We start from the raw sequence: 21467 nt of genomic DNA, 5'->3' as shown, positions 1-21467 counted from the left end.
ATGCTTATGTTGGTATCGCGTAGTCTTGTTGTTGGGATTTCCGTAGCGTTGACGGCGCTGGTGCTGGCCGGCTGCGGAACCCGGATGACGAAGGCTCCTGTGGAGGACCGTGGAACCTCGTCGGCGTCTTCATCTGCTCCAGGGGTGGTTGTTACACCCATCAAGCCGCTGCCGGGCGCCGAGAATGCCGGAAAGCCGGGTTACTACACGGTCAAGGCCGGAGATACGCTAATTCGCATCGGCCTGGAAAATGGCCAGGCCTGGAAGGACATTGCGCGCTGGAACAATCTCGACAATGCCAACCTGATCGAAGTCGGGCAGGTGCTGCGCGTTGTTCCACCCGCGGCCAGTGCCGCAGCGCCCGCCGCCGAAACGGGCGTGGTCACGCGTCCTGTCGCTTCTTCGGCTGTCAGCCCTTCGTCGGCCGCCAGTGCGCCCAAACCGGCCGCCAGCGCGGCGGCTGCGGCGCCTGTGCCGGCGCCAATTCCAGCCCCTACGCCCGCTCCAGCAGCTGCTTCGTCGGAAGATGATGTTCCCTTCATCTGGCCTGCTTCCGGCACCTTGCTGGCGGGGTTTGACGAGGCCCGCAACAAGGGTTACGACATTGCAGGCAAGGCTGGTGACCCGGTTCTTGCGGCCGCCGATGGGCGGGTGGTTTATGCAGGCGCAGGTTTGCGGGGCTACGGCAATCTGGTCATCCTGAAGCACAACAACACCTTCTTGACCGCCTACGCACACAACCAGGCGTTGCTGGTCAAGGAAGACCAGACTGTGCGGCGCGGGCAGAAGATCGCGGAAATGGGCAGCACGGACGCGGATCGCGTAAAGCTTCATTTTGAGATTCGCCGCCAAGGCAAACCCGTTGATCCTGTCCGCTACCTGCCAGCGCGTTGAGTGTGCCCGCTGCCGTACTGCCCACCGTGCCTGATGCTTCCCATAAAGGCCATCCCGACGAAGAACCAGCACGCGATGCAGGGCAGGGGGCAGGTTCAGCGGATGTTATTGACGACTTGGGTCTGCCGGACGAATTTAGTGGCCTGGCCGAGGCGGAATCCGAACTGCGGCAAGTGGAGGTGGGTGTAGCCCAGCATGGCGCCCGGCTGGACCGCGCACTGGTCGAACTCGTGCCCGAATTTTCCCGCAGCTATCTGCAGCAGCTTTTGTTGCAGGGGCTTGTCTGTCTGAACGGTCGCCCAGCAACCAAGGCATCTGTTCGTGTGAAGGCCGGCGATGTGTTGGTGGTCGAGATGCGCCCGACGCTACAAAGCCAGGCATTTCGCCCGGAGTCTTTGCCCATCAACGTGGTGTATGAGGACGAACATCTGCTGGTGATCAACAAGCCGGCGGGCCTGGTGGTTCATCCCGCCCCCGGCAACTGGGGCGGAACGCTGTTGAACGGGCTGCTGGCCCGCGACGCGAAGGCGCATTTGGTGCCCCGCGCTGGCATTGTGCACCGCTTGGACAAGGACACCAGTGGCCTGATGGTGGTCGCCCGGGACCGGGCCACGATGGACACACTCGTACGCATGATCGCCGAGCGATCCGTGCACCGGCAATACCTGGCGCTGGCGCATCGGCCTTGGACGGGCCTCGCAATCGCACGGTTCAGGCGCCCATCGGGCGCGATCCGCGCAACCGCTTGCGCATGGCCGTGGTCAATCTGGATAGCCATGCCGGCAAGCCCGCGCGCACGGATGTGCAATGGCTCGCGGGCAACGATCTCGGTTGCTGGGTGGAGTGCACATTGCACACGGGACGCACCCATCAGATTCGCGTGCACATGGCCTCCCTGGGACATCCGCTGGTGGCCGATGTCCTTTACGGGGGGCTGCCGCCGCTGGAATGGAGCGTCAGGCGCTTCACGCCTACCGGCTGTCTTTTGCGCACCCGGTCTCGGGGCAGGCACTTGAGTTTCATGCGCCAGTGCCAGACGATATGAGGCAAGCGCTGTCGGAGTGGGGCCTGGGCTACAATCCGCTCTGACGGTCTGCCAGACCGTGTTCGCCCGAAGGTGGTCTCCCGCCAAATGGTGCGTCGCTCCGGAGTGTCTTCCTGGTGCGCCTTGGATTGACTCCTGCAGTTGGTGTAGTGCCCGCAATCGACGCGTGGCCCAATTTTTCCCGGAATCGCTGAACCATGAATACGGTGGATGCCAAACGGGTCCTCGAAACCGCCCTGATCTGCGCTGCGCAGCCCATGGCTGTGCGGGAGCTGCGTGTACTTTTTGATGATGCGCTGGGGACGGACACGCTGAAAGTCCTTTTGCAGGAACTCCAGCAAGACTGGGCCTTGCGGGGCGTCGAACTGGTCCAGGTGGCTTCCGGGTGGCGATTTCAAAGCCGCCCCGAAATGCGGGAGTTCCTTGACAGGCTTCACCCGGAGAAGCCCCCACGCTATTCCCGTGCCACGCTGGAAACATTGGCCATCATTGCCTATCGTCAACCGGTGACGCGTGGTGATATTGAAGACATCCGGGGTGTCACGGTCAATAGCCTGATCGTCAAGCAGTTGGAGGACCGGGGTTGGGTGGAAGTCATTGGGCACCGTGAAACAGTGGGCCGGCCTGCGCTGTTTGCCACTACCCGCCAGTTTCTGGACGATCTGGGGTTGCAGTCTCTGGACCAGCTCCCGGTGCTGGAGGACCCCTCAGGCAGTGCGACGGTGCTGGACGCCATGGCCTCGGCTGTGAGCGTGCAGGGCACGTTGGAGATGGATGGCGAAATTCCGAAGCTGCTTTCGTCGTTGAACGTTGAATTGCCGGGGCTGGCGCTCCAGGAAACGCAGCAGGACATGCAGGTCCAGCAAAGTGCGGAGACGGATCTCCGTGATGAACAAGAGGATGCCCCAGGGGGTGTTCCGGGAAATAATTTATGAACGATTCCACATCCGAACCTGAGAACATGCCGCACGAGACGGAGACTTCCGGGGCCGCAGTACCTCTGAAAAAAACCGCGGCACGCAAAACCCCGCGCAAGAAAGCCGAGCCAATGGCTGGCACAGCCGGGAAAGTCGTGAGTGACGATCTGGCTGCAGTTTCCGGAGTGGTCGATGCCGTGGTTCCTCTAGCTGATACGCCAGTGGTTTCCAAGCCTGTCGTGGCGTCTTCGGCCCCGTTGAATGGCGCCGAACCCGCGGCGGAGGCGGTCGATGCTCAGCCGCAACCGGTGGATGGCTCGGGCGAGATGGGTGCCAGGCCGCAGTCAAAGTCACAGTCTGCCGGGGGTGGCGGGCGTGGCAAGCGATCCACGCCCGCTGCAGCAGGTGGCTACCGATTCGAAGACGTGATCTCAGGCCGTTTCGATGCCGATGAGGTCAGCCGCGAACCAGTGACACCCAAGCGCGTACTCTTGCCTCAGGTGGAAACTCCCAAGCTTCACAAGGTGCTTGCGCAGGCAGGGCTGGGCTCTCGTCTGGAGATGGAGCAGTTGATTCTCGAAGGCCGAATCTCGGTGAACAACGAACCTGCACATATCGGTCAGCGCGTGCAGTTTGGCGATCAGGTGAAAGTGAACGGCAAGCCGATTCGTTACCGTATTGATCCCCCCCCGGCACGGGTCATCGCTTACCACAAGCCGGTCGGTGAGGTGGTTTCCCATGATGACCCGCAAAACCGTCCAACGGTGTTTCGCAAACTGCCTCGTCTGCAGCAGGGCAAATGGCAATCGGTCGGGCGACTGGATCTGAACACCGAGGGCTTGCTGCTGTTCACCAGTTCGGGCGAACTGGCCAACAAGCTGATGCATCCCCGTTTTGGGCTGGAGCGGGAATATGCGGTTCGAGTCTTGGGCGCATTGAGCAACGAAGAAAAACAGCAGTTGCTGGACGGTGTCCGGCTGGACGACGGTATGGCTGCGTTTGGCTCGATCGAGGATGGCGGTGGGGAAGGCTCCAACTGCTGGTACCGCGTCACCATCTCTGAGGGGCGCAATCGCGAGGTCCGGCGCATGCTGGAGGCGGTGGGTCACGCCGTCAGTCGTCTGATCCGGATCCGGTACGGGGCAATGGTTTTGCCCCGCGGGCTGAAGCGCGGGGCTTGGCTGGAGCTCGATGAGGGCGATATCCGCGCGCTGGTGCAAGCCGCAGGGGCCGGACGCCCGGAAGCCGCAGAAACACGCGGCGAGGACGGTTCTGTCAGCGGAGATCGGGGCAATCGAAATCGCGGGCGCGGTGGTCAGCGCATGGGGGATGGCCGCAAGCGTCCGCCCGGCGCCAATAGTGGTTTGGGTGGGCCGCGTGGGCAGGCATCGCGCCGATCCGACGATTTGGGTGCGCGAAGTGGCAATCCGGACCGCCCGCGCGGGAGTGCACAGCCTGATCCGATGAAGACATCGGTGGGCTACATTGGCGTCGACAGTTTGTCGCGCCACCGCCAGGATCAGCGCCGCACAGGGGGTGGTGGGCGCGCGGGGGTGGCGGGTCGCGGCGCGGGGGAAGTCGCTGAGGCCGCCGTGAATTGCGTGCCCGGTTAGAATCAATAGCTTTGCCCGACGGGCAAAAAATTACAGCAACATCACACCAGGAAATCAACATGGCAATCGAACGTACTCTCTCCATCATCAAGCCCGACGCAGTGGCCAAGAATGTCATTGGCCAGATTTATGCCCGCTTTGAAGCTGCTGGCCTCAAGGTTGTCGCTGCCCGTATGGCGCACCTTTCCCGTCTGGAAGCAGAGCAGTTCTATGCTGTGCACAAGGCGCGCCCATTCTTCAAGGATCTGGTGGATTTCATGATCTCCGGCCCCGTCATGATTCAGGCATTGGAAGGCGAAAACGCAATCTTGAAGAATCGCGAACTGATGGGCGCAACGGATCCAAAGAAGGCCGAGGCCGGCACCATCCGCGCTGATTTTGCAGACAGCATTGATGCCAATGCCGTGCACGGCTCCGACGCACCTGAAACCGCTGCAGTGGAAATCGCCTTCTTCTTCGCGGGCATGAACGTTTTCTCGCGCTGACATGACCGTCCCCACGCTCGTTCCAATTTCCTTGGAGAAAGCAAGTGCTGGGGACAGCCGCGACCGACTCTGGACGCGGCAATCATGAAAACCAATCTTCTTGATTTTGATCTCGACGGGCTGGCCGAATTTTGTGGGCAGCTCGGAGAAAAACGGTTTCGTGCCACGCAGCTTTTTCGCTGGATTCACCAACGGGGAGCCAGCGATTTTGACGACATGAGCGATTTGGCCGTCGCGTTGCGAAGTAAGCTGGCGGGCTGTGCGCATGTGCAGGCCCTGCCCGTCATCAGTGAGCATGTATCGGCCGATGGCACCGTCAAATGGTTGTTTGATGTGGGTGGCGGCAACGCCGTCGAGTCGGTTTTTATCCCCGAAGATGACCGGGGAACCCTCTGTGTATCGTCTCAGGCGGGCTGCGCGGTAGGATGCCGTTTTTGCTCAACGGGTCACCAGGGCTTCAGCCGCAACCTCACCACGGGTGAAATTGTGGCGCAGTTGTGGTTTGCCGAGCACGCATTGCGCAAGCGTCTTGGCGGGGCGTCCCGCATCATCTCCAATGTGGTGATGATGGGGATGGGCGAGCCGCTGCAAAACTATTCCGCCCTTGTGCCGGCGCTCAAGGTCATGCTGGATGACCATGGGTACGGCCTGTCGCGCAGGCGCGTCACTGTGTCCACTTCAGGTGTTGTCCCCATGATGGACCGGCTGGCACAGGACTGTCCGGTGGCGTTGGCTGTTTCCTTGCATGCGCCCAATGACGCATTGCGCGATTATCTGGTTCCGCTGAACCGCAAATATCCGATCCGGGAGTTGCTGGATGCCTGCCACCGCTATCTGGAGCATGCACCGCGGGATTTCATCACATTCGAATACTGCATGTTGGACGGCGTGAACGACCAGATCGAGCACGCCCATCAGCTGATTGAACTGGTCAAGCCAGCACGCGGTAGCCAGATCCGCTGCAAATTTAATCTGATTCCGTTCAATCCATTTCCCGCGTCGGGTCTTACGCGCTCTTCCCAGGCACAGGTGGCAGCATTTGCAAAAGTGCTGAGTGAGGCGGGAATTGTCACGACCGTGCGCAAGACGCGCGGAGATGATATCGATGCCGCCTGCGGTCAGTTGGCGGGCGACGTGAAAGACCGCACACGTGCGCTTGAGCGGATGGCAAAGCAACGCACAATCGTGCTCAAACAGGTGACTTAGGTCGCCACTTAACGAGGAAGCGCTACATGGTGGGATCGATTGGACGCTGGCAGCAATATTGCCGCTGGACGCTCATGGCCTGTGGTGCCCTGGCTTTTTTTCTTGGTCTTGGAGGCTGTGCGGCAAACGGGGGGGCGTCCGCTTCGGAGTCCACTGCCGATCTGGTGACCCCGTCCGATGAGCCCGATGCACGGCGCCGTGCGCGAATCCGCCTGGAGTTGGCCTCCAACTATTTCGAGATGGGGCAAACTGCCGTGGCCCTGGACGAGGTCAAGCAGTCGCTTGCCGCTGATTCGAGCTACGCCGACGCCTACAACCTGCGTGGCCTTATTTATTTGCGCCTCAATGACTTTGCACAGGCGGAAGAGAGCTTTCGCCGGGCACAGGCATTGCGCCCTGGCGACTCCAGTTTGCTGCACAACTTTGGCTGGCTTTTATGTCAGCAGAAAAAGTACGTAGAAGCTGATCAGCAGTTTCTCCGTGCGCTGACCAATCCCGGTTACGTTGCCCGCAGTAAGACCTTGATGGCGAGGGGGCTTTGTCAAGTAGGCGCTGGACAGTATGCAGAAGCAGAGCAGTCCCTGATCAAGGCCTATGAACTCGACGCCGCAAATCCCGTGGTGGGTTATCACCTGTCGGCGCTGCTGTTGCGCCGCAATGAATTGAGTCGTGCGCAGTTTTACATTCGGCGCATCAATAACAGCGAATATGCCAACTCAGAATCCCTGTGGCTGGGGATCAAGGTGGAGCGTGCCTTGGGCGACATCGTGGCTTCAAGGCAGCTTGCCGATCAGTTGCGCAAGCGGTTCCCGGATTCGCGGGAATGGGGTGCTTTTGAACGCGGGGCATTCAATGAATGAGGCGATGGCTGCGCAGTTGGTGGCTGAATCGCCCGACCAATTTGTGAAAGGGGTGACAGCGGGCGCTTTGTTGCGAGATGCCCGTGAGGCTGCAGGGTTGCACATTGCCGCACTGGCTGCTGCCCTGAAGGTTCCTGTGGGCAAGCTCGAAGCCTTGGAGGCGGACGAGTTTTCTGCACTGCCGGACATCGTCTTTGTCCGCGCGCTGGCTTCCAGTGTCTGCCGCACCCTGAAGATGGACCCTCAGCCCGTTTTGACGCTTCTTCCCCAGGGAGAAGGTCCGAGGCTTTCCGTTGGTGATACGAGCCTGAGTGCGCCCGTCAAGGGATTCACGGGTAAGTCGTCCTCTACGCCGTTTGCCGCGCCAGGGCCGCGCCCCTTGCTGTGGGCGGTTGGCCTGCTCCTGATCGGTGCTGCGCTGCTGATTTTCCTACCTCGCAGCCTGGATGACGATTTGTCAGCCTGGTTCAAGCAAGCATGGACAAGCACAACGATTTCAACACCCGTTGCAGATGGGGCGCAGGATCGTCCTGCAGCAGTGGCTCCAGCGCCGGCGAGCGCCGCTTCTGCCTCAGGTGCGGAGGTCGCGGTTTTTGCCAGTGAGTCGACTGAGCCGGTGGGAGGCGCTGCACCCGCTAGCGCTTCACCGTCCGCCGCAGCATCGGCCGCCGGCCTGCCGACTGCCGATATGCTTGCCGGTGTTCTCGCTTTCAAGGCACGCAGCGAATCCTGGATACAGGTTCGTGATGCGACAGGTGCAGTGGTATTGCAGCGCAATCTGGCCCCCGATGAGTCGGTTTCTGTTTCCGGCGCTCTGCCGCTGGCAGTGGTGATTGGCCGGGCGGATGCTACCGAGGTTTTTGTGCGCGGCAAGCCCTATGAGCTCGGCCCCGTGTCCCGTGAAAACGTCGCTCGCTTCGAGGTGAAATAGTGGAAAACAAGGTCAGCGATACTGCTCCGATCAACGTGGCAACGCCGGCACCTCGCCGCTCCAGGCAGGCACAGGTAGTGTGGGGGTCTCGCATTGTCACTGTGGGTGGAGATGCGCCGGTGCGCGTCCAGTCCATGACCAATACGGACACCGTGGACGCGATCGGTACGGCCATCCAGGTGAAGGAACTTGCCCAGGCGGGGTCGGAGTTTGTCCGCATCACCGTCAACACACCAGAGGCGGCGGCGGCGGTTCCGTATATACGGGAGCAACTGGATCGGATGGGGGAAAGTGTCCCCCTGGTCGGCGATTTTCATTACAACGGACATCGACTCCTGACGGATTTTCCGGATTGTGCGCAGGCATTGTCGAAATACCGCATCAATCCGGGCAACGTCGGTAAGGGCGACAAGCGTGATCGCCAGTTTGGCCAAATGATTGAAGCTGCAATGCGGTGGAGCAAGCCGGTTCGCATCGGTGTCAATTGGGGAAGCCTTGATCAAGAGCTGCTGGCAAGCCTCATGGACGCCAATAGCCGACGTTCGCTTCCCTGGGACGCGCGCCAGGTGATGTATGAGGCGCTGATCACTTCAGCGGTGGAGTCCGCGCGTCGTGCCGAAGACATGGGTCTGGACGGCAATCAGATCATCCTGTCGTGCAAGGTCAGTGGTGTTCAGGACCTGATTTCGGTTTACCGTGAGTTGGCGCGCCGATGCGATTACGCGCTGCATCTGGGCCTCACGGAAGCGGGCATGGGAACCAAGGGAACCGTTGCATCTGCCACCGCGTTGTCGATCTTGCTGCAAGAGGGTATCGGCGACACCATTCGCGTGTCGCTCACGCCCCAGCCGGGTGAAGCGCGGACGCAGGAGGTGGTGGTGGCGTCGGAGATCCTGCAGTCGCTGGGGTTGCGTATTTTTGTGCCCAGCGTGACGGCTTGCCCAGGTTGTGGCCGCACTACCAGCAACACCTTTCAGGATCTCGCCAAACAGATTGACGACTTTCTTCGCGCACAGATGCCCGTGTGGCGCGTTCGCTATCCCGGTGTGGAAAACCTCAAGATTGCGGTCATGGGTTGCATCGTGAATGGCCCTGGTGAAAGCAAGCACGCTGATGTCGGAATCAGTCTTCCCGGAACCGGCGAAGCGCCCGCTGCCCCGGTGTTCATTGATGGTGAAAAAGTCCTGACCCTGCGGGGTGACAACATTGCCAATGAATTCCACCAGATCGTCGAAAACTACATCGAAAAGCGGTTTGGGGCTGTGCCTTCGGCTGCATAGCTGGCGTCACGATCTCGGCAGGGCTGACCTGCCGGTCATGTGCGTGTCCGGTAACTTATCTCCCTCTCCACAAAGAAAAATATCGCAGTGAGTACTGAAAAAGGATCCCCTGTGTCGAAGCTTGAAAAGCTGACCGCTGTGAAAGGCATGAACGACATCCTGCCGCCCGACTCCGCCCGGTGGGAGTGGCTGGAGGGCAAGGTGCGCACGCTCATGGAGCGGTATGCCTATCGCAATATTCGCACTCCGATCGTCGAGCCGACGCCGCTGTTTGTGCGTGGTCTGGGGGAGGTTACGGACATTGTCGAGAAGGAGATGTATTCCTTTGAAGACCGCCTGAATGGCGAGCAACTGACCTTGCGGCCGGAGGCGACGGCGGGCGTGGTTCGCGCGGTTGCTGAACACTCCATGCTGTACGACGGTGGCAAACGTTTGTATTACATGGGACCCATGTTTCGCCATGAGCGTCCGCAGCGTGGGCGGTACCGTCAGTTCCACCAGATCGGTGCGGAGGCACTCGGGTTTCCAGGTGCGGAACTGGATGCGGAATTGATTTTGTTGGCCAATGCGTTGTGGAAAGAACTGGGCCTTCATAACGTGCGTCTCGAACTCAACAGTCTGGGGCAACCAGATGAACGCAAGGCGCACCGCGCCGCCTTGATTGACTATCTGGAGCGCCATGTGGATGCCCTTGACGAGGAGGCGCGTCGGCGCTTGCACACCAATCCCCTGCGGATTTTGGACACCAAGAATCCGGCGATGCAGTCGATTGTCGAAGCGGCGCCGCGATTGATCGATTTTCTTGGGGAAGCGTCCTTGAGCCACTTCAATGTGGTGAAGGCCATTCTGGATGCCAACGGAGTTTCCTGGCAGGTCAATCCACGGTTAGTGCGTGGTATGGATTACTACAATCTCACAGTGTTTGAGTTTGTCACCGACCAGTTGGGCTCCCAGGGCACCATTTGCGGCGGTGGGCGGTATGACTACCTTATCGAGCAGATTGGTGGCAAGGCAGCGCCTGCCGTTGGCTGGGCGCTCGGGGTGGAACGAGTGCTGGAGCTTTTGAAAGAGCAGGGCAGCGCCATTCCCCCGATATCCCCAGATGTTTATGCCGTCATCCCCGATGTGACCACGTTGCCTGTGGCTATTGCAACACTGGAGAGGTTGCGGGCGCATGGTGTCAGTGCCCAGATGCATGGGGCCCCCGCTTCGGGTGAAGGCATGGGCAGCATGAAATCCCAGTTCAAAAAAGCGGACGCCAGTGGTGCCCGGCATGCGCTTATTTTTGGGGCGGATGAGCTAGCGCGTGGCATGGTCTTGTGCAAATCGTTGCGAGATGGCAGTGGCTCGCAGACCGAGCACCGCCTTGATAATGTTTCCAAGTGGGCCAGCGCCCTCCAAATTTCCCGTTAATCCGACGCATATTCATGGCCAATCATCTCGATCTCGAAGAACAAGAGCAGCTTGATCAACTCAAGCATTTCTGGAATACCTGGGGCACGTTGATCAGTAGCTTGGCGCTGCTGGTGTTTGGTTCAGTCGCCGCGTGGAATGGCTACCAGTATTGGCAGAATCGCCAGGCAACGCAGGCTGCGGCACTTTTTGATGCCGTGGATGTGGCTTCCAACAGTGGTGATCAGGCGCGCATGGAACAGGCATTTGGTGACCTTCGGTCCAAATATTCGGGAACGACCCAGACAGCCCAAGCTGGGCTGATTCTTGCCAAAACCATGCTCGACGCCGGCAATATCAAGGGTGCCAGGGAAGCATTGGCCTGGGTTGCTGAAAAGGCCAATGACGATGGCTACAAGGCGCTTGCCAGCTTGCGGCTGTCCAGTGTGCTGATGGATTTGAAAGAGCTTGATGAAGCGCTCAAGCTGGTCTCGGGATCATTTCCCACAGAGTTTGAGGCGGTGGTCGCTGATCGCAAGGGCGACATCTTGATGCTGCAGGGGAAGCAGGACCAAGCCGTCGCTGAGTACAAGCGCGCATTCAATGCGTTCGATGAGCGTGTGGAGTATCGCCGGTTGGTGGAAGTCAAGCTCAACGCTCTGGGAGTGCATCCACAAGGTGCTGCCATGGCTGTCGCTGCATCCGATGAGGTCAAGAAATGAGATTCGTCCTAACCCCGTTTTCCCTGCCGTGGGTATCGCGTGCCAAGTGTTTGGCGTCCGCACTTTTGGTTGGGACTGTTCTGAGTGGCTGCTCTCTCTGGGGCGGGAGTTCCAAGCCAGTGCCTGCGGATCTTGGGCCCAATGTCGCCGTTCTCGGCGTCCGCCAGGTTTGGGCGGCGCGTATCGGAAGCGTTGCTGGGCTGCCGCTGGATATTCACGCCTCGGGCCACGTCGTGACACTCGCCTCGGCTGACGGCGTGGTGGCCGCTCTGGATGCACGCTCGGGGGCGGATCTCTGGCGCACAGCGCTGGGTGAGCCTTTGTCGGCAGGTGTTGGCAGCGACGGCAAGTGGACCGCTGTGGTTTCACGCAGCAATTTTCTGGTGGCTCTGGAGGCCGGGCGTGAGCTGTGGCGCAAGCCGTTGCAGACGCAAACCTTCACCGCCCCGCTGGTTGCAGGAAACCGCATTTTTGTGTTGTCAGCTGACCGGTCGGTTTCTGCCTACGATGCGGCGACGGGGCGGCGTTTGTGGATTCAGTCCCGCCCAGGTGAGCCTTTGGTGTTGCGTCAGTCCGGTGTGCTCTTGGCGGTTGGCGATACGCTGGTGGTCGGGTTGGCCGGCCGATTGGTGGGTTTCAATCCTGACAATGGCAGTGTTCGGTGGGAAGCCCCTCTGGCCAGCGCCCGGGGTACGAATGATGTGGAGCGGCTGGTGGAGCTGGTGGGCCGTGTTTCGCGTGTGGGTGACAGTGTCTGTGCGCGCTCGTTTCAGGCTGCAGTGGGATGCGTGAATACGGCGCGTGGCACGGTGGCGTGGACACAGCTTGCTGCGGGAACTGAGGGCATACACGGAGATGGTGAGCTCATCTTCGGCACGGAGAGCAATGGTGCGCTGCTTGCCTGGCGCCGGGCTGATGGCACGCGTGCATGGACATCGGATCGGCTCAAATTTCGAAAGCTGACGGCACCTTTGGTCTTGGGGCGCTCTGTTGTCGTGGGGGATGAGACCGGGCTCGTGCATCTGCTGTCTCGCGACGATGGCAGCCCTCTGAATCGTTTGACCACAGATGCCTCCGGCATCGCCGCCGCGCCGGTTGTCGCTGCAGATACTTTGGTGGCTGTCACCCGCAATGGCGGGATATACGGCTTCCGTCCTGATTGATGGGTTGTTTTCAATGAAGCCAGTTATCGCTCTCGTGGGGCGTCCGAACGTCGGGAAATCCACGTTGTTCAACCGTCTCACAAAGTCAAGAGATGCCATCGTGGCCGACTTTGCCGGGTTGACGCGCGACAGGCATTACGGCAACGGCAAGCAAGGCAAGCACGAGTACATCGTGATCGACACAGGGGGGTTCGAGCCGGATGCGTCCAGCGGCATCTACCGTGAGATGGCCAAGCAAACCCAACAAGCTGTTGCGGAAGCCGATGTGGTGATTTTTGTGGTGGACGCCCGTGCGGGTGTTTCGGCGCAGGATCACGATATTGCGAACTATCTGCGCCGGCTTGGCAAGCCCTGTGTCCTGGTCGCGAACAAGGCAGAGGGCATGCTTCAAGGCATCCAGCTGGCTGAGTTCTACGAACTGGGCCTGGGTGACGTCTACCCCGTTTCAGCAGCCCACGGGCAGGGAATCCGCGGGCTGGTCGATCTTGCCCTGGAGCCGCTTCATCTGCCAGAGCCCGAGGATACCGAGCAGGACGTCGACAAGGGCGTGATCAAGCTGGCAGTGGCCGGTCGTCCCAATGTGGGCAAATCAACGCTGATCAACACCTGGCTGGGTGAAGAGCGTCTGGTGGCATTCGACATGCCGGGAACGACCCGTGATGCCATTACCGTGCCCTTTGAGCGCAATGGGCAGCGATTTGAGTTGGTCGACACGGCCGGCTTGCGTCGCAAGGGGAAGGTGTTTGAGGCCATCGAGAAGTTCTCCGTGGTCAAGACCCTGCAGGCCATCGAGTCGGCCAATGTTGTCTTGCTGTTGCTGGATGCCACCCAGGGTGTTACAGACCAGGACGCGCACATTGCCGGATACATCCTTGAGAGTGGGCGCGCGGTGGTGCTTGCAGTCAACAAGTGGGATGCTGTTGATGATTACCAGCGCCAATTGCTTGAGCGGTCTATTGAAACACGGCTGGCATTCTTGAAGTTTGCCGCAATGCATTTCATTTCCGCAAAAAAGAGGCAAGGACTGGGACCACTTTGGGCCTCGATCGCCCAGGCGCACAAGGCTGCAACCTGCAAGATGTCTACGCCGGTCCTCACGCGCGTATTGCTGGAGGCGGTGCAGTTTCAGGCGCCGAAGCGCGCAGGCATGTTCCGTCCCAAGATGCGATACGCCCACCAGGGAGGGATGAATCCCCCTGTCATCGTGATCCATGGCAATTCTCTGGAGCACGTGACGGATGCCTACAAGCGGTTTTTGGAAGGGCGTTTCCGCAAAGAATTCGATCTGGTAGGAACGCCGCTGCGCATCGAAATGAAGACATCTCACAACCCCTTCGCCGACAAAGACGACAGTTGAATCAAGAGCGTGAGATCCGGAGGGATTTGGCGGGGGGCGCCTAACAGCGCCGCACGCTGTGGTAAGGTGCTGGTTTACAACAACACTTGAACACGGAGAATATCGTGAGCAATAAAGGCCAACTTCTGCAAGACCCCTTCCTTAACGCCCTGCGCAAAGAGCATGTGCCGGTCTCCATTTACCTGGTAAATGGCATCAAGCTGCAGGGACAAATTGAATCATTTGACCAGTATGTCGTGCTGCTTCGCAATACGGTGACCCAGATGGTCTACAAACACGCAATTTCCACCATTGTGCCGGGGCGTGCGGTCAATTTCTCAACCGCTGACACCCCGGATGCTGACAATAGCGGCGCCTAAATTGCGGCGGCACTGCACGGCTGGCCAGCAACGGCTGGCCACGAAGATGGGCCGGTTCATTTGAGTTCCTCTGATTCGATCAATGCTCCCCGCGCTCCAGTTCTTCTGGTGGGAGTCGATTTCGGCCTTCCTCATTTCGATTCCGATCTCGAAGAATTGGGGCTGCTGGCGCAGACCGCGGGTCTGGAGCCCGTTGCACGCCTGACGTGCAAGCGCAAGGCGCCAGACGCTGCACTGTTTGTTGGTTCGGGCAAAGCGGATGAAATCCGCACGCTTGCGCAGATGCACGGTGCGGTAGAGGTGCTTTTTGATCAGTCCTTGAGCCCGGCACAGCAACGTAATCTTGAGCGCCATCTGGAGTTGCCGGTCAACGACCGCACGCTGCTGATTCTGGAAATTTTTGCCCAGCGAGCCCGAAGCCACGAAGGCAAGCTGCAGGTGGAATTGGCGCGTCTGCAATACCTGAGCACACGCCTCGTCCGCCGATGGTCGCACCTGGAGCGTCAGCGCGGTGGCATTGGTGCGCGCGGGGGGCCGGGGGAAACCCAGATTGAGTTGGATCGGCGCATGATCAATGACGCTGTCAAGCGGACCAAGGAGCGCTTGGTGAAGGTCAAGCGCCAACGCTCAACACAACGGCGCCAGCGTGAGCGGCGGGATACTTTCAATATCTCTTTGGTGGGCTACACCAACGCCGGCAAATCTACCTTGTTCAACGCCTTGGTGAAGGCCAGGGCGTATGCTGCCGACCAACTGTTTGCCACCCTGGACACTACGACGCGTCAGTTGTACCTGGGCGAAGCTGGCCGATCCGTGTCGCTGTCAGACACGGTCGGTTTTATTCGCGACTTGCCGCACGGATTGGTGGACGCTTTCCAGGCCACGCTGCAAGAGGCGGTGGATGCCGATTTGCTGCTGCATGTCGTGGATGCGTCCAACCCCAACTTTCCCGAGCAGATCGATCAAGTTCAACGCGTGCTGCATGAAATCGGTGCTGCCGATATCGCGCAGTTGTTGGTCTTCAACAAGCTCGATGCGGTTTCACCGGAGCAGCGACCCGCTACGTTGCAGGACATGTACGAACTGGATGGGCGACCGGTGGACCGTTTGTTTGTCAGTGCGCGGACAGGGGAGGGTCTGGATGCGCTGCGCCAAAAATTGGCGCAGACCGTGCTTGTGGCCCAAGCCGACATGACCCCAGGCGATCTCACTGAATTGCCGATCCAGGCGCCTTGATTGGGCACAATGCTGGTTGAATCAATGTCACCAGAGAACCAGAGACTTTGCGCATGAATTTCCAAGACCGTAACCCCCGCTGGGCCATGCTGCCAGAACGCATCCGGGGGATGTTCAACTTGAACGATCCACGATGGGGGCGCGGCGAGGATAAGCCCGAGGATGGCAACCGCCCCGAGCCGGAACGCCCGCCTGCGCAGTCTCCGGGCGGTCGTGGGCGTGATAAAGGGTCTGCAGGGCAGCCGCCTGATCTGGACGAATTGTGGCGCGACCTCAATCGCAAGCTGGGAGGGCTGTTCGGCAACAAGAGCGGTGGGTCGCGTGGCCCCGGTGGCGGCAATGGCGGTGGCTTTCAGCCAGACATGAAGAGCGCGGGCATGGGCATTGGACTCATCGCCGGGATTGTGTTTGTGATCTGGATGGGAACCGGTATTTTCATCGTTCAGGAAGGCCAGCAGGCCGTCATTACGCGGTTTGGCAAGTACCAAAGCACCAAAGGGGCTGGTTTCAATTGGCGTCTTCCTTATCCGATCGAACGCCATGAACTCGTCTTTGTGACCCAGATCCGATCGGCCGACGTAGGGCGGGACAATGTGATCAAGAGCACGGGGCTGCGCGAGTCAGCCATGTTGACCGAAGATGAAAACATTGTCGAAATCAAGTTTGCCGTTCAGTACCGCCTGAGCGACGCTCGGGCGTGGCTTTTCGAAAGCAAGAATCCGGCAGATGCGGTGGTGCAGGCGGCAGAAACCGCCGTGCGCGAAGTGGTTGGCAAGATGCGCATGGACACCGCCCTGGCCGAGGAACGTGACCAGATTGCCCCGCGGGTACGCGCATTGATGCAGACTATTCTCGACCGTTACAAGGTGGGGGTGGAGGTGGTCGGCATCAATCTGCAACAAGGGGGTGTGCGTCCACCGGAGCAGGTGCAAGCGTCGTTTGACGATGTATTAAAGGCCGGGCAGGAGAGGGAGCGGGCAAAAAATGAAGCCGAGGCTTACGCCAATGATGTCATTCCCCGTGCAGTCGGTTCCGCGTCCCGGCTGAAGGAGGAGGCGGCCGCTTACAAGGCGCGAATCGTGGCCCAGGCCCAGGGCGATGCGCAGCGGTTTTCGTCTGTTCTGGCGGAATACCAGAAAGCCCCCCAGGTTACGCGTGACCGCATGTATCTCGAATCCATGCAGCAGATTTACGGCAACGTAACCAAGGTACTGGTGGAGTCTCGGCAGGGTTCAAACCTGCTCTATCTGCCGCTGGACAAGATCATGCAGGGTGTCGCGCAGTCGGCTGGAACCGTCGAGTCGCCCGCCAGTGGCAGCGCGGTGGTCGTGCCGCCATCGGCGCCGACAGGTAGTTTGTCGAACGATTCCCGTGCGCGTGACAGCAGTCGTACACGTGACCGCGAAACCCGCTAGGAGCATTTTGTGAATAGAGTTGGATTTATTGCTTCTACCGTTTTGGTAGTGCTCGCATTGATGAGCTCGATGCTCTTCGTCGTGGACCAGCGCCAGTTTGGCGTCTTGTATGCCTTGGGGCAGATCAAGGAAGTCATCACGGAACCGGGGCTGAACTTCAAGCTGCCACCGCCTTTTCAGAATGTGTCTTATATCGACAAGCGATTGTTGACGCTCGACAGCACCGACACCGAACCCATGCTGACCGCTGAAAAGCAGCGTGTTGTCATTGACTGGTATGTGCGCTGGCGCATCTCCGAGCCCACTGAATACATCCGCAATGTCGGTCTGGATGAGAATGCGGGTGCAATGCAGCTCAATCGCGTGGTCCGTAATGCGTTCCAGGAAGAGGTCAACAAGCGAACCGTCAAGGAACTGTTGTCACTGAAGCGCGAGGACTTGATGGCCGACGTGAAACGTGAGGTGCTGGAAACCGTCCGCGGCGCCAAGCCTTGGGGAGTGGATGTGGTGGATGTGCGTATCACCCGGGTTGACTATGTTGAGGCGATTACGGAGTCCGTTTATCGCCGGATGGAGGCAGAGCGTAAGCGCGTGGCCAATGAGCTGCGTTCTACGGGGGGCGCGGAAGGGGAGAAGATCCGCGCCGACGCCGATCGTCAGCGCGAGATCACCGTTGCCAATGCCTACCGCGATGCACAAAAAGTCAAGGGTGAAGGGGATGCGGAGGCCGCGCGCATTTATGCCGAATCTTTTGGTCGCGACCCTCAATTTGCGCAGTTCTATCGCAGCCTGGAGGCGTACAAGGCAAGTTTCAGCAAGAAGAGCGATGTCATGGTGCTGGATCCTTCGTCGTCGGATTTCTTCAAGGTTTTCCGGGGTGGCTCGGCTGCCCCTGCCGCTCAGCCGGCGCGCAAATAACGACCCGGCCGTGCCACGTGGAATTGAACGATAGCCTCTGGACGGCGCTGGCTTTGGTGTTGGTGATCGAGGGGCTGCTGCCATTCGTGTCACCTTCCGGCTGGCGCCGTGTCTTTACGCAGATGGTGCAGTTGCGCGACGGTCAGATCCGTTTTTTTGCACTGCTGTGCATTGTTTCTGGCATCGCGATGCTGCTTGTCTGATTCTGCCTGGCGTCTCCCCCCAACTTCGAGCGGAGTTTCAGGGGGCTTCGTCCCTGCCGGTAGAATCACGTTTTTAACAGCCTTCCCATTTTTCCATGTCTGCTTGGGTCCTGCCGGATCACATTGCCGATGTCTTGCCGTCCGAAGCGCGGCACATCGAAGAATTGCGTCGCGGGCTGCTTGATACGGCCCGCTGCTATGGCTATGAGCTTGTCATGCCGCCGTTGCTGGAGCACCTCGAGTCGCTGCTGACGGGAACCGGAGAGGCGCTTGGCCTGCAGACGTTCAAGTTGGTGGACCAGCTCTCTGGCCGATCCTTGGGGCTGCGTGCCGACACCACACCCCAGGTGGCCCGCATTGATGCACACCTTCTCAACCGCAAGGGCGTTACCCGCCTGTGCTACTGCGGCCCGGTGGTGCATACACGCCCCGATCGTCCCCATGCGACGCGTGAACCTTTGCAGTTTGGTGCAGAAATTTATGGCCATGCGGGGCTGGAGGCAGACCTTGAGGCGACACTGCTGGCCCTCGATTGCTTGCGCGTGGCGAATGTGCAAGATGCCAGCGTGGACCTTGCCGATGTGCGCATTGTTCGCAGCTTGCTCGCTGGTGTTGCCGTGGATGCCCCGTTGCTTCAGGCCATCCATGCAGCCTTGGCAACCAAGGATTCCGGCGAACTGTCGTTTTTGGCCCGTGATTTTCCCGTGGCATCGCGCGAGGGGTTGCTCGCACTGTTACAGCTCTATGGCGATGACGGCGTTCTGGTTGAGGCCGAAAAAGCCCTCAAGCGCACGGACGGCGTGCGCGAGGTGCTATTGAATTTGAAGTGGTTGGCGTCCCGACTCGAGGGTGTCCGCGTCAGTTTCGATCTGGCTGATCTGCGGGGCTACGCTTATTACAGCGGAGCACGCTTTGCCATCTATGCGCCCGGAGCCAGTGACGCTTTGGTGCGTGGCGGTCGCTATGACGAGGTGGGCGCTGTGTTTGGCCGCAACCGGCCTGCAGCTGGTTTCAGTCTTGACATCAAGCAGGTTGTCAGCGTCGTGTCGCCGCGTGCGCTCAAGGCCGCCATCCGTGCGCCCTGGGGCGACTCGGGTGATGTACACGCTGCGATTGCAGCTTTGCGCAGCCGCGGCGAAACAGTGGTCTGCGTACTGCCGGGTCATGAAAGTGAAGTTGATGAGTTCCATTGTGACCGAGAGCTGGTTTCCGTCTCCGGTCAGTGGGTCGTGCAAGCTATTGAAGCAACTGACAATTGAATTGGGTCTGTGATGAAAGTTACCAAAGGTCGCAATGTGGTCGTGGTCGGCACCCAGTGGGGTGACGAGGGCAAAGGCAAACTGGTGGATTGGTTAACGGAAAGCGCGCAAGGCGTTGTCCGTTTTCAGGGCGGCCACAACGCAGGTCACACTCTGGTGATCAATGGCGTGAAGACCGCGCTGCATCTGATCCCGAGTGGCATCATGCGACCGGGTGTGAAGTGTTACATCGGCAACGGGGTAGTGTTGTCTGCGGCCAAGCTTTTCGAGGAAATTGAAGGACTTGAGAAGGCCGGTGTGGAAGTGCGTTCACGCCTGCGCATCAGCGAGGCGTGCCCGTTGATCCTTCCATTTCATGCGGCGCTGGACGTGGCCCGGGAAGCGGCACGTGAACAAGGTGGTACGGAAAAGATTGGCACCACTGGTCGGGGGATTGGCCCCGCCTATGAAGACAAAATTGCGCGCCGTGCCCTGCGGGTCCAAGACCTCAAGTATCCGGAGCGTTTTGCCGCGAAATTGCGCGAACTCCTTGCTTTGCACAATCACGTGCTGACAACCTTTCTGGGATCTGCCAAGTTCATTTTTGGTGACGCTCTTACGCCTTATATCCGTGATGGTGAAGTGCAGTTCGATGCGGTCTACACAGAGGCCATGCGCCACGCAGAGTTGCTCAAGCCCATGATGGCGGATGTCTCGCGGGAGCTCAACGAAGCACACCAGGCGGGTGACAACCTGCTGTTCGAAGGTGCGCAAGGCACCCTGCTGGATGTGGACCATGGCACCTACCCTTATGTCACGTCCAGCAATTGCGTCGCAGGCAATGCTGCGGCGGGTTCGGGCGTCGGCCCCGGTATGCTGCATTACATCCTTGGCATTACCAAGGCCTACTGCACGCGCGTGGGCGGTGGCCCCTTTCCTACCGAGCTGGATTGGGAAAAACCGGGCACGCCCGGCTATCACATGAGCACGGTGGGGGCTGAAAAGGGCGTGACGACGGGTCGCAGTCGACGCTGTGGATGGTTTGATGCGGCTTTGCTCAAGCGCAGCGCACAGGTCAATGGCCTGTCAGGGTTGTGCATTACGAAGCTGGATGTCCTCGATGGCCTGGAGGAGTTGAAGCTGTGCACCGGTTACAAGCTCGACGGAGAGTTGATTGATCTGCTGCCAATGGGGGCTGACGACATTGCCCGTTGCCAACCCATCTATGAAACGCTGCCCGGCTGGAGCGATTCCACCGTCGGCGTCACGGACTATGCCAAGCTGCCTCTTGCCGCACGGCAATACTTGGAACGCATTGCTGAAGTCACGGGCGTGCCGATCGCCATGATTTCGACAAGCCCGGATCGTGATCACACCATCCTGATGCGCCATCCTTACGTGGCATAAACCCTCTGGGCCCTCAATTTCAAAGCGCTAGCAGCTATCAAATCAGGAGCGAACATGTTGACCGAAGACGGCAAACACCTTTATGTGAGTTATGACGAATACCACAGTCTTATCGAGAAGCTGGCGCTGAAGGTGTATCAGTCGGGATGGGCGTTCGACACCATTCTCTGTCTGGCCCGCGGTGGATTGCGTCCAGGGGATATCCTGAGCCGCATCTTTGACAAGCCTTTGGCAATCATGTCGACGAGTTCCTATCGGGCAGAAGCCGGAACGGTGCAGGGGCACTTGGATATCGCGCGCTTCATCACAACGCCCAAAGGTGAAATTGCTGGGCGTGTCTTGTTGGTGGATGACCTGGCGGACTCCGGCCACACTTTGCATGCGGTAATCGACATGTTGAAGACGAGCTACGCTCCCATCACGGAATTGCGCAGCGCCGTAATCTGGACCAAGGGGTTGTCAACGTTCACGCCGGACTACTCGGTGGAGTTTTTGCCTACAAATCCGTGGATTCACCAGCCGTTTGAGGGTTACGACAGTCTGGGACCGGACAAGTTGCTGGAGAAGTGGAAGGTTTGAGCGAAGATTGCGCCGACAGGGCCAGACTTTCTCCTGGTTTCCATGCTATAGTAGTAGACTTCGCTACTCAGAGGCGTCCCTTGTGGATGCCCTGGCTGGTGAGGCAAGAAGATTTGCAAAAAGCTTCGGTTTTGGATGTGACGGGGTAAAACCCGGTATATAATTCAAGGCTGCGCTGAAAAGAGCGGGCTGCTGGTGATAGCGGCTTGCAGGTAAGTGCAAAGACCTTCGGGTTGACAGGGTTGTA

At 59.4% G+C, this 21467-nt stretch carries 20 protein-coding genes and 1 pseudogene; all 21 read left to right on the top strand.

From position 1 onward, the window contains the following. The first annotated feature begins 6 nt into the window (after nucleotides 1-6). The 21 genes and pseudogenes from CBP34_RS13420 to CBP34_RS13320 all read left to right on the top strand — a co-directional run bounded on the left by CBP34_RS13420 (nucleotide 7) and on the right by CBP34_RS13320 (nucleotide 21220). Nucleotides 7-894, top strand: a complete 888-nt coding sequence (locus tag CBP34_RS13420; RefSeq protein WP_086927760.1) for a peptidoglycan DD-metalloendopeptidase family protein — start codon at nucleotides 7-9, stop codon at nucleotides 892-894. Nucleotides 895-1001: 107 nt separating this feature from the next. Continuing rightward, a pseudogene (locus CBP34_RS13415) lies at nucleotides 1002-1983 on the top strand (RluA family pseudouridine synthase). Between the two features lie 153 nt (nucleotides 1984-2136). Further along, nucleotides 2137-2874, top strand: coding sequence for an SMC-Scp complex subunit ScpB (gene scpB / locus CBP34_RS13410; protein ID WP_094098326.1), 738 nt, complete (start codon nucleotides 2137-2139; stop codon nucleotides 2872-2874). Beyond that, nucleotides 2871-4469 carry a pseudouridine synthase gene (locus tag CBP34_RS13405; protein ID WP_157896479.1) on the top strand — a complete coding sequence of 533 codons (1599 nt, stop codon included), beginning with the start codon at nucleotides 2871-2873 and terminating at the stop codon, nucleotides 4467-4469. Before scpB ends, CBP34_RS13405 begins: the two co-directional genes overlap by 4 nt. Nucleotides 4470-4528: 59 nt before the next feature. Continuing rightward, nucleotides 4529-4954, top strand: coding sequence for a nucleoside-diphosphate kinase (gene ndk / locus CBP34_RS13400; RefSeq protein WP_086927758.1), 426 nt, complete (start codon nucleotides 4529-4531; stop codon nucleotides 4952-4954). 84 nt (nucleotides 4955-5038) lie between these two features. Beyond that, nucleotides 5039-6160: a dual-specificity RNA methyltransferase RlmN gene (gene rlmN / locus CBP34_RS13395; RefSeq protein ID WP_094098325.1), complete on the top strand. Its 1122-nt coding sequence runs from the start codon at nucleotides 5039-5041 to the stop codon at nucleotides 6158-6160. Between the two features lie 26 nt (nucleotides 6161-6186). Next, nucleotides 6187-7020: a type IV pilus biogenesis/stability protein PilW gene (gene pilW, locus CBP34_RS13390; protein WP_094098324.1), complete on the top strand. Its 834-nt coding sequence runs from the start codon at nucleotides 6187-6189 to the stop codon at nucleotides 7018-7020. Next, entirely contained in the window at nucleotides 7013-7951 is a 939-nt protein-coding gene (locus CBP34_RS13385) for a helix-turn-helix domain-containing protein (protein WP_094098323.1), read from the top strand. Before pilW ends, CBP34_RS13385 begins: the two co-directional genes overlap by 8 nt. Next, nucleotides 7951-9231 carry a flavodoxin-dependent (E)-4-hydroxy-3-methylbut-2-enyl-diphosphate synthase gene (ispG, locus tag CBP34_RS13380; RefSeq protein WP_094098322.1) on the top strand — a complete coding sequence of 427 codons (1281 nt, stop codon included), beginning with the start codon at nucleotides 7951-7953 and terminating at the stop codon, nucleotides 9229-9231. The genes CBP34_RS13385 and ispG overlap by 1 nt, the downstream gene beginning before the upstream one ends. Before the next feature lie 147 nt (nucleotides 9232-9378). Then, nucleotides 9379-10644: a histidine--tRNA ligase gene (gene hisS, locus CBP34_RS13375; protein ID WP_236748584.1), complete on the top strand. Its 1266-nt coding sequence runs from the start codon at nucleotides 9379-9381 to the stop codon at nucleotides 10642-10644. A 14-nt stretch (nucleotides 10645-10658) separates the two neighbouring features. Continuing rightward, entirely contained in the window at nucleotides 10659-11345 is a 687-nt protein-coding gene (locus CBP34_RS13370; RefSeq protein WP_094098320.1) for a YfgM family protein, read from the top strand. After that, complete coding sequence (bamB, locus tag CBP34_RS13365) at nucleotides 11342-12508, top strand: outer membrane protein assembly factor BamB (RefSeq protein ID WP_094098319.1); 1167 nt, start codon at nucleotides 11342-11344, stop codon at nucleotides 12506-12508. Before CBP34_RS13370 ends, bamB begins: the two co-directional genes overlap by 4 nt. Before the next feature lie 13 nt (nucleotides 12509-12521). After that, nucleotides 12522-13865 (top strand): ribosome biogenesis GTPase Der, encoded by a 1344-nt coding sequence (gene der, locus CBP34_RS13360; RefSeq protein WP_094098318.1) that lies wholly within the window; start codon nucleotides 12522-12524, stop codon nucleotides 13863-13865. A gap of 104 nt (nucleotides 13866-13969) precedes the next feature. Beyond that, nucleotides 13970-14224, top strand: coding sequence for an RNA chaperone Hfq (hfq, locus tag CBP34_RS13355; protein WP_086928773.1), 255 nt, complete (start codon nucleotides 13970-13972; stop codon nucleotides 14222-14224). Nucleotides 14225-14284: 60 nt separating this feature from the next. Beyond that, on the top strand, nucleotides 14285-15460 hold the full coding sequence (gene hflX / locus CBP34_RS13350) for a GTPase HflX (RefSeq protein ID WP_094098317.1): 1176 nt from the start codon (nucleotides 14285-14287) through the stop codon (nucleotides 15458-15460). A 53-nt stretch (nucleotides 15461-15513) separates the two neighbouring features. Next, entirely contained in the window at nucleotides 15514-16875 is a 1362-nt protein-coding gene (gene hflK, locus CBP34_RS13345) for an FtsH protease activity modulator HflK (protein WP_094098316.1), read from the top strand. Nucleotides 16876-16884: 9 nt separating this feature from the next. Beyond that, nucleotides 16885-17793, top strand: coding sequence for a protease modulator HflC (gene hflC / locus CBP34_RS13340; protein ID WP_094098315.1), 909 nt, complete (start codon nucleotides 16885-16887; stop codon nucleotides 17791-17793). 17 nt (nucleotides 17794-17810) lie between these two features. Beyond that, on the top strand, nucleotides 17811-17996 hold the full coding sequence (locus CBP34_RS13335; protein ID WP_086912875.1) for a DUF2065 domain-containing protein: 186 nt from the start codon (nucleotides 17811-17813) through the stop codon (nucleotides 17994-17996). A 95-nt stretch (nucleotides 17997-18091) separates the two neighbouring features. Beyond that, nucleotides 18092-19255: an ATP phosphoribosyltransferase regulatory subunit gene (locus CBP34_RS13330; RefSeq protein ID WP_094098314.1), complete on the top strand. Its 1164-nt coding sequence runs from the start codon at nucleotides 18092-18094 to the stop codon at nucleotides 19253-19255. 12 nt (nucleotides 19256-19267) lie between these two features. Further along, the gene (locus tag CBP34_RS13325) at nucleotides 19268-20641 is read left to right on the top strand and encodes an adenylosuccinate synthase (RefSeq protein WP_086927748.1); all 1374 of its coding nucleotides are present in this window, start codon (nucleotides 19268-19270) and stop codon (nucleotides 20639-20641) included. A 54-nt stretch (nucleotides 20642-20695) separates the two neighbouring features. Next, on the top strand, nucleotides 20696-21220 hold the full coding sequence (locus CBP34_RS13320) for a phosphoribosyltransferase (protein ID WP_094098313.1): 525 nt from the start codon (nucleotides 20696-20698) through the stop codon (nucleotides 21218-21220). Nucleotides 21221-21467 lie beyond the last annotated feature (247 nt).

It is taken from the genome of Acidovorax carolinensis (assembly GCF_002157145.1).
GTDB classification, from domain to species: Bacteria; Pseudomonadota; Gammaproteobacteria; order Burkholderiales; family Burkholderiaceae_C; genus Acidovorax; species Acidovorax carolinensis.
The sequence above is the reverse complement of the archived record's forward strand: the minus strand, read 5'-3'. Positions and strand labels throughout refer to the sequence as shown.

Coding starts and splice junctions, on each gene's coding strand:
- CBP34_RS13420 (WP_086927760.1), top strand. CDS start 7: ATGTTGGTATCGCGTAGTCTTGTTGTTGGGATTTCCGTAGCGTTGACG.
- scpB (WP_094098326.1), top strand. CDS start 2,137: ATGAATACGGTGGATGCCAAACGGGTCCTCGAAACCGCCCTGATCTGC.
- CBP34_RS13405 (WP_157896479.1), top strand. CDS start 2,871: ATGAACGATTCCACATCCGAACCTGAGAACATGCCGCACGAGACGGAG.
- ndk (WP_086927758.1), top strand. CDS start 4,529: ATGGCAATCGAACGTACTCTCTCCATCATCAAGCCCGACGCAGTGGCC.
- rlmN (WP_094098325.1), top strand. CDS start 5,039: ATGAAAACCAATCTTCTTGATTTTGATCTCGACGGGCTGGCCGAATTT.
- pilW (WP_094098324.1), top strand. CDS start 6,187: ATGGTGGGATCGATTGGACGCTGGCAGCAATATTGCCGCTGGACGCTC.
- CBP34_RS13385 (WP_094098323.1), top strand. CDS start 7,013: ATGAATGAGGCGATGGCTGCGCAGTTGGTGGCTGAATCGCCCGACCAA.
- hisS (WP_236748584.1), top strand. CDS start 9,379: ATGAACGACATCCTGCCGCCCGACTCCGCCCGGTGGGAGTGGCTGGAG.
- CBP34_RS13370 (WP_094098320.1), top strand. CDS start 10,659: ATGGCCAATCATCTCGATCTCGAAGAACAAGAGCAGCTTGATCAACTC.
- bamB (WP_094098319.1), top strand. CDS start 11,342: ATGAGATTCGTCCTAACCCCGTTTTCCCTGCCGTGGGTATCGCGTGCC.
- der (WP_094098318.1), top strand. CDS start 12,522: ATGAAGCCAGTTATCGCTCTCGTGGGGCGTCCGAACGTCGGGAAATCC.
- hflK (WP_094098316.1), top strand. CDS start 15,514: ATGAATTTCCAAGACCGTAACCCCCGCTGGGCCATGCTGCCAGAACGC.
- CBP34_RS13330 (WP_094098314.1), top strand. CDS start 18,092: ATGTCTGCTTGGGTCCTGCCGGATCACATTGCCGATGTCTTGCCGTCC.
- CBP34_RS13325 (WP_086927748.1), top strand. CDS start 19,268: ATGAAAGTTACCAAAGGTCGCAATGTGGTCGTGGTCGGCACCCAGTGG.
- CBP34_RS13320 (WP_094098313.1), top strand. CDS start 20,696: ATGTTGACCGAAGACGGCAAACACCTTTATGTGAGTTATGACGAATAC.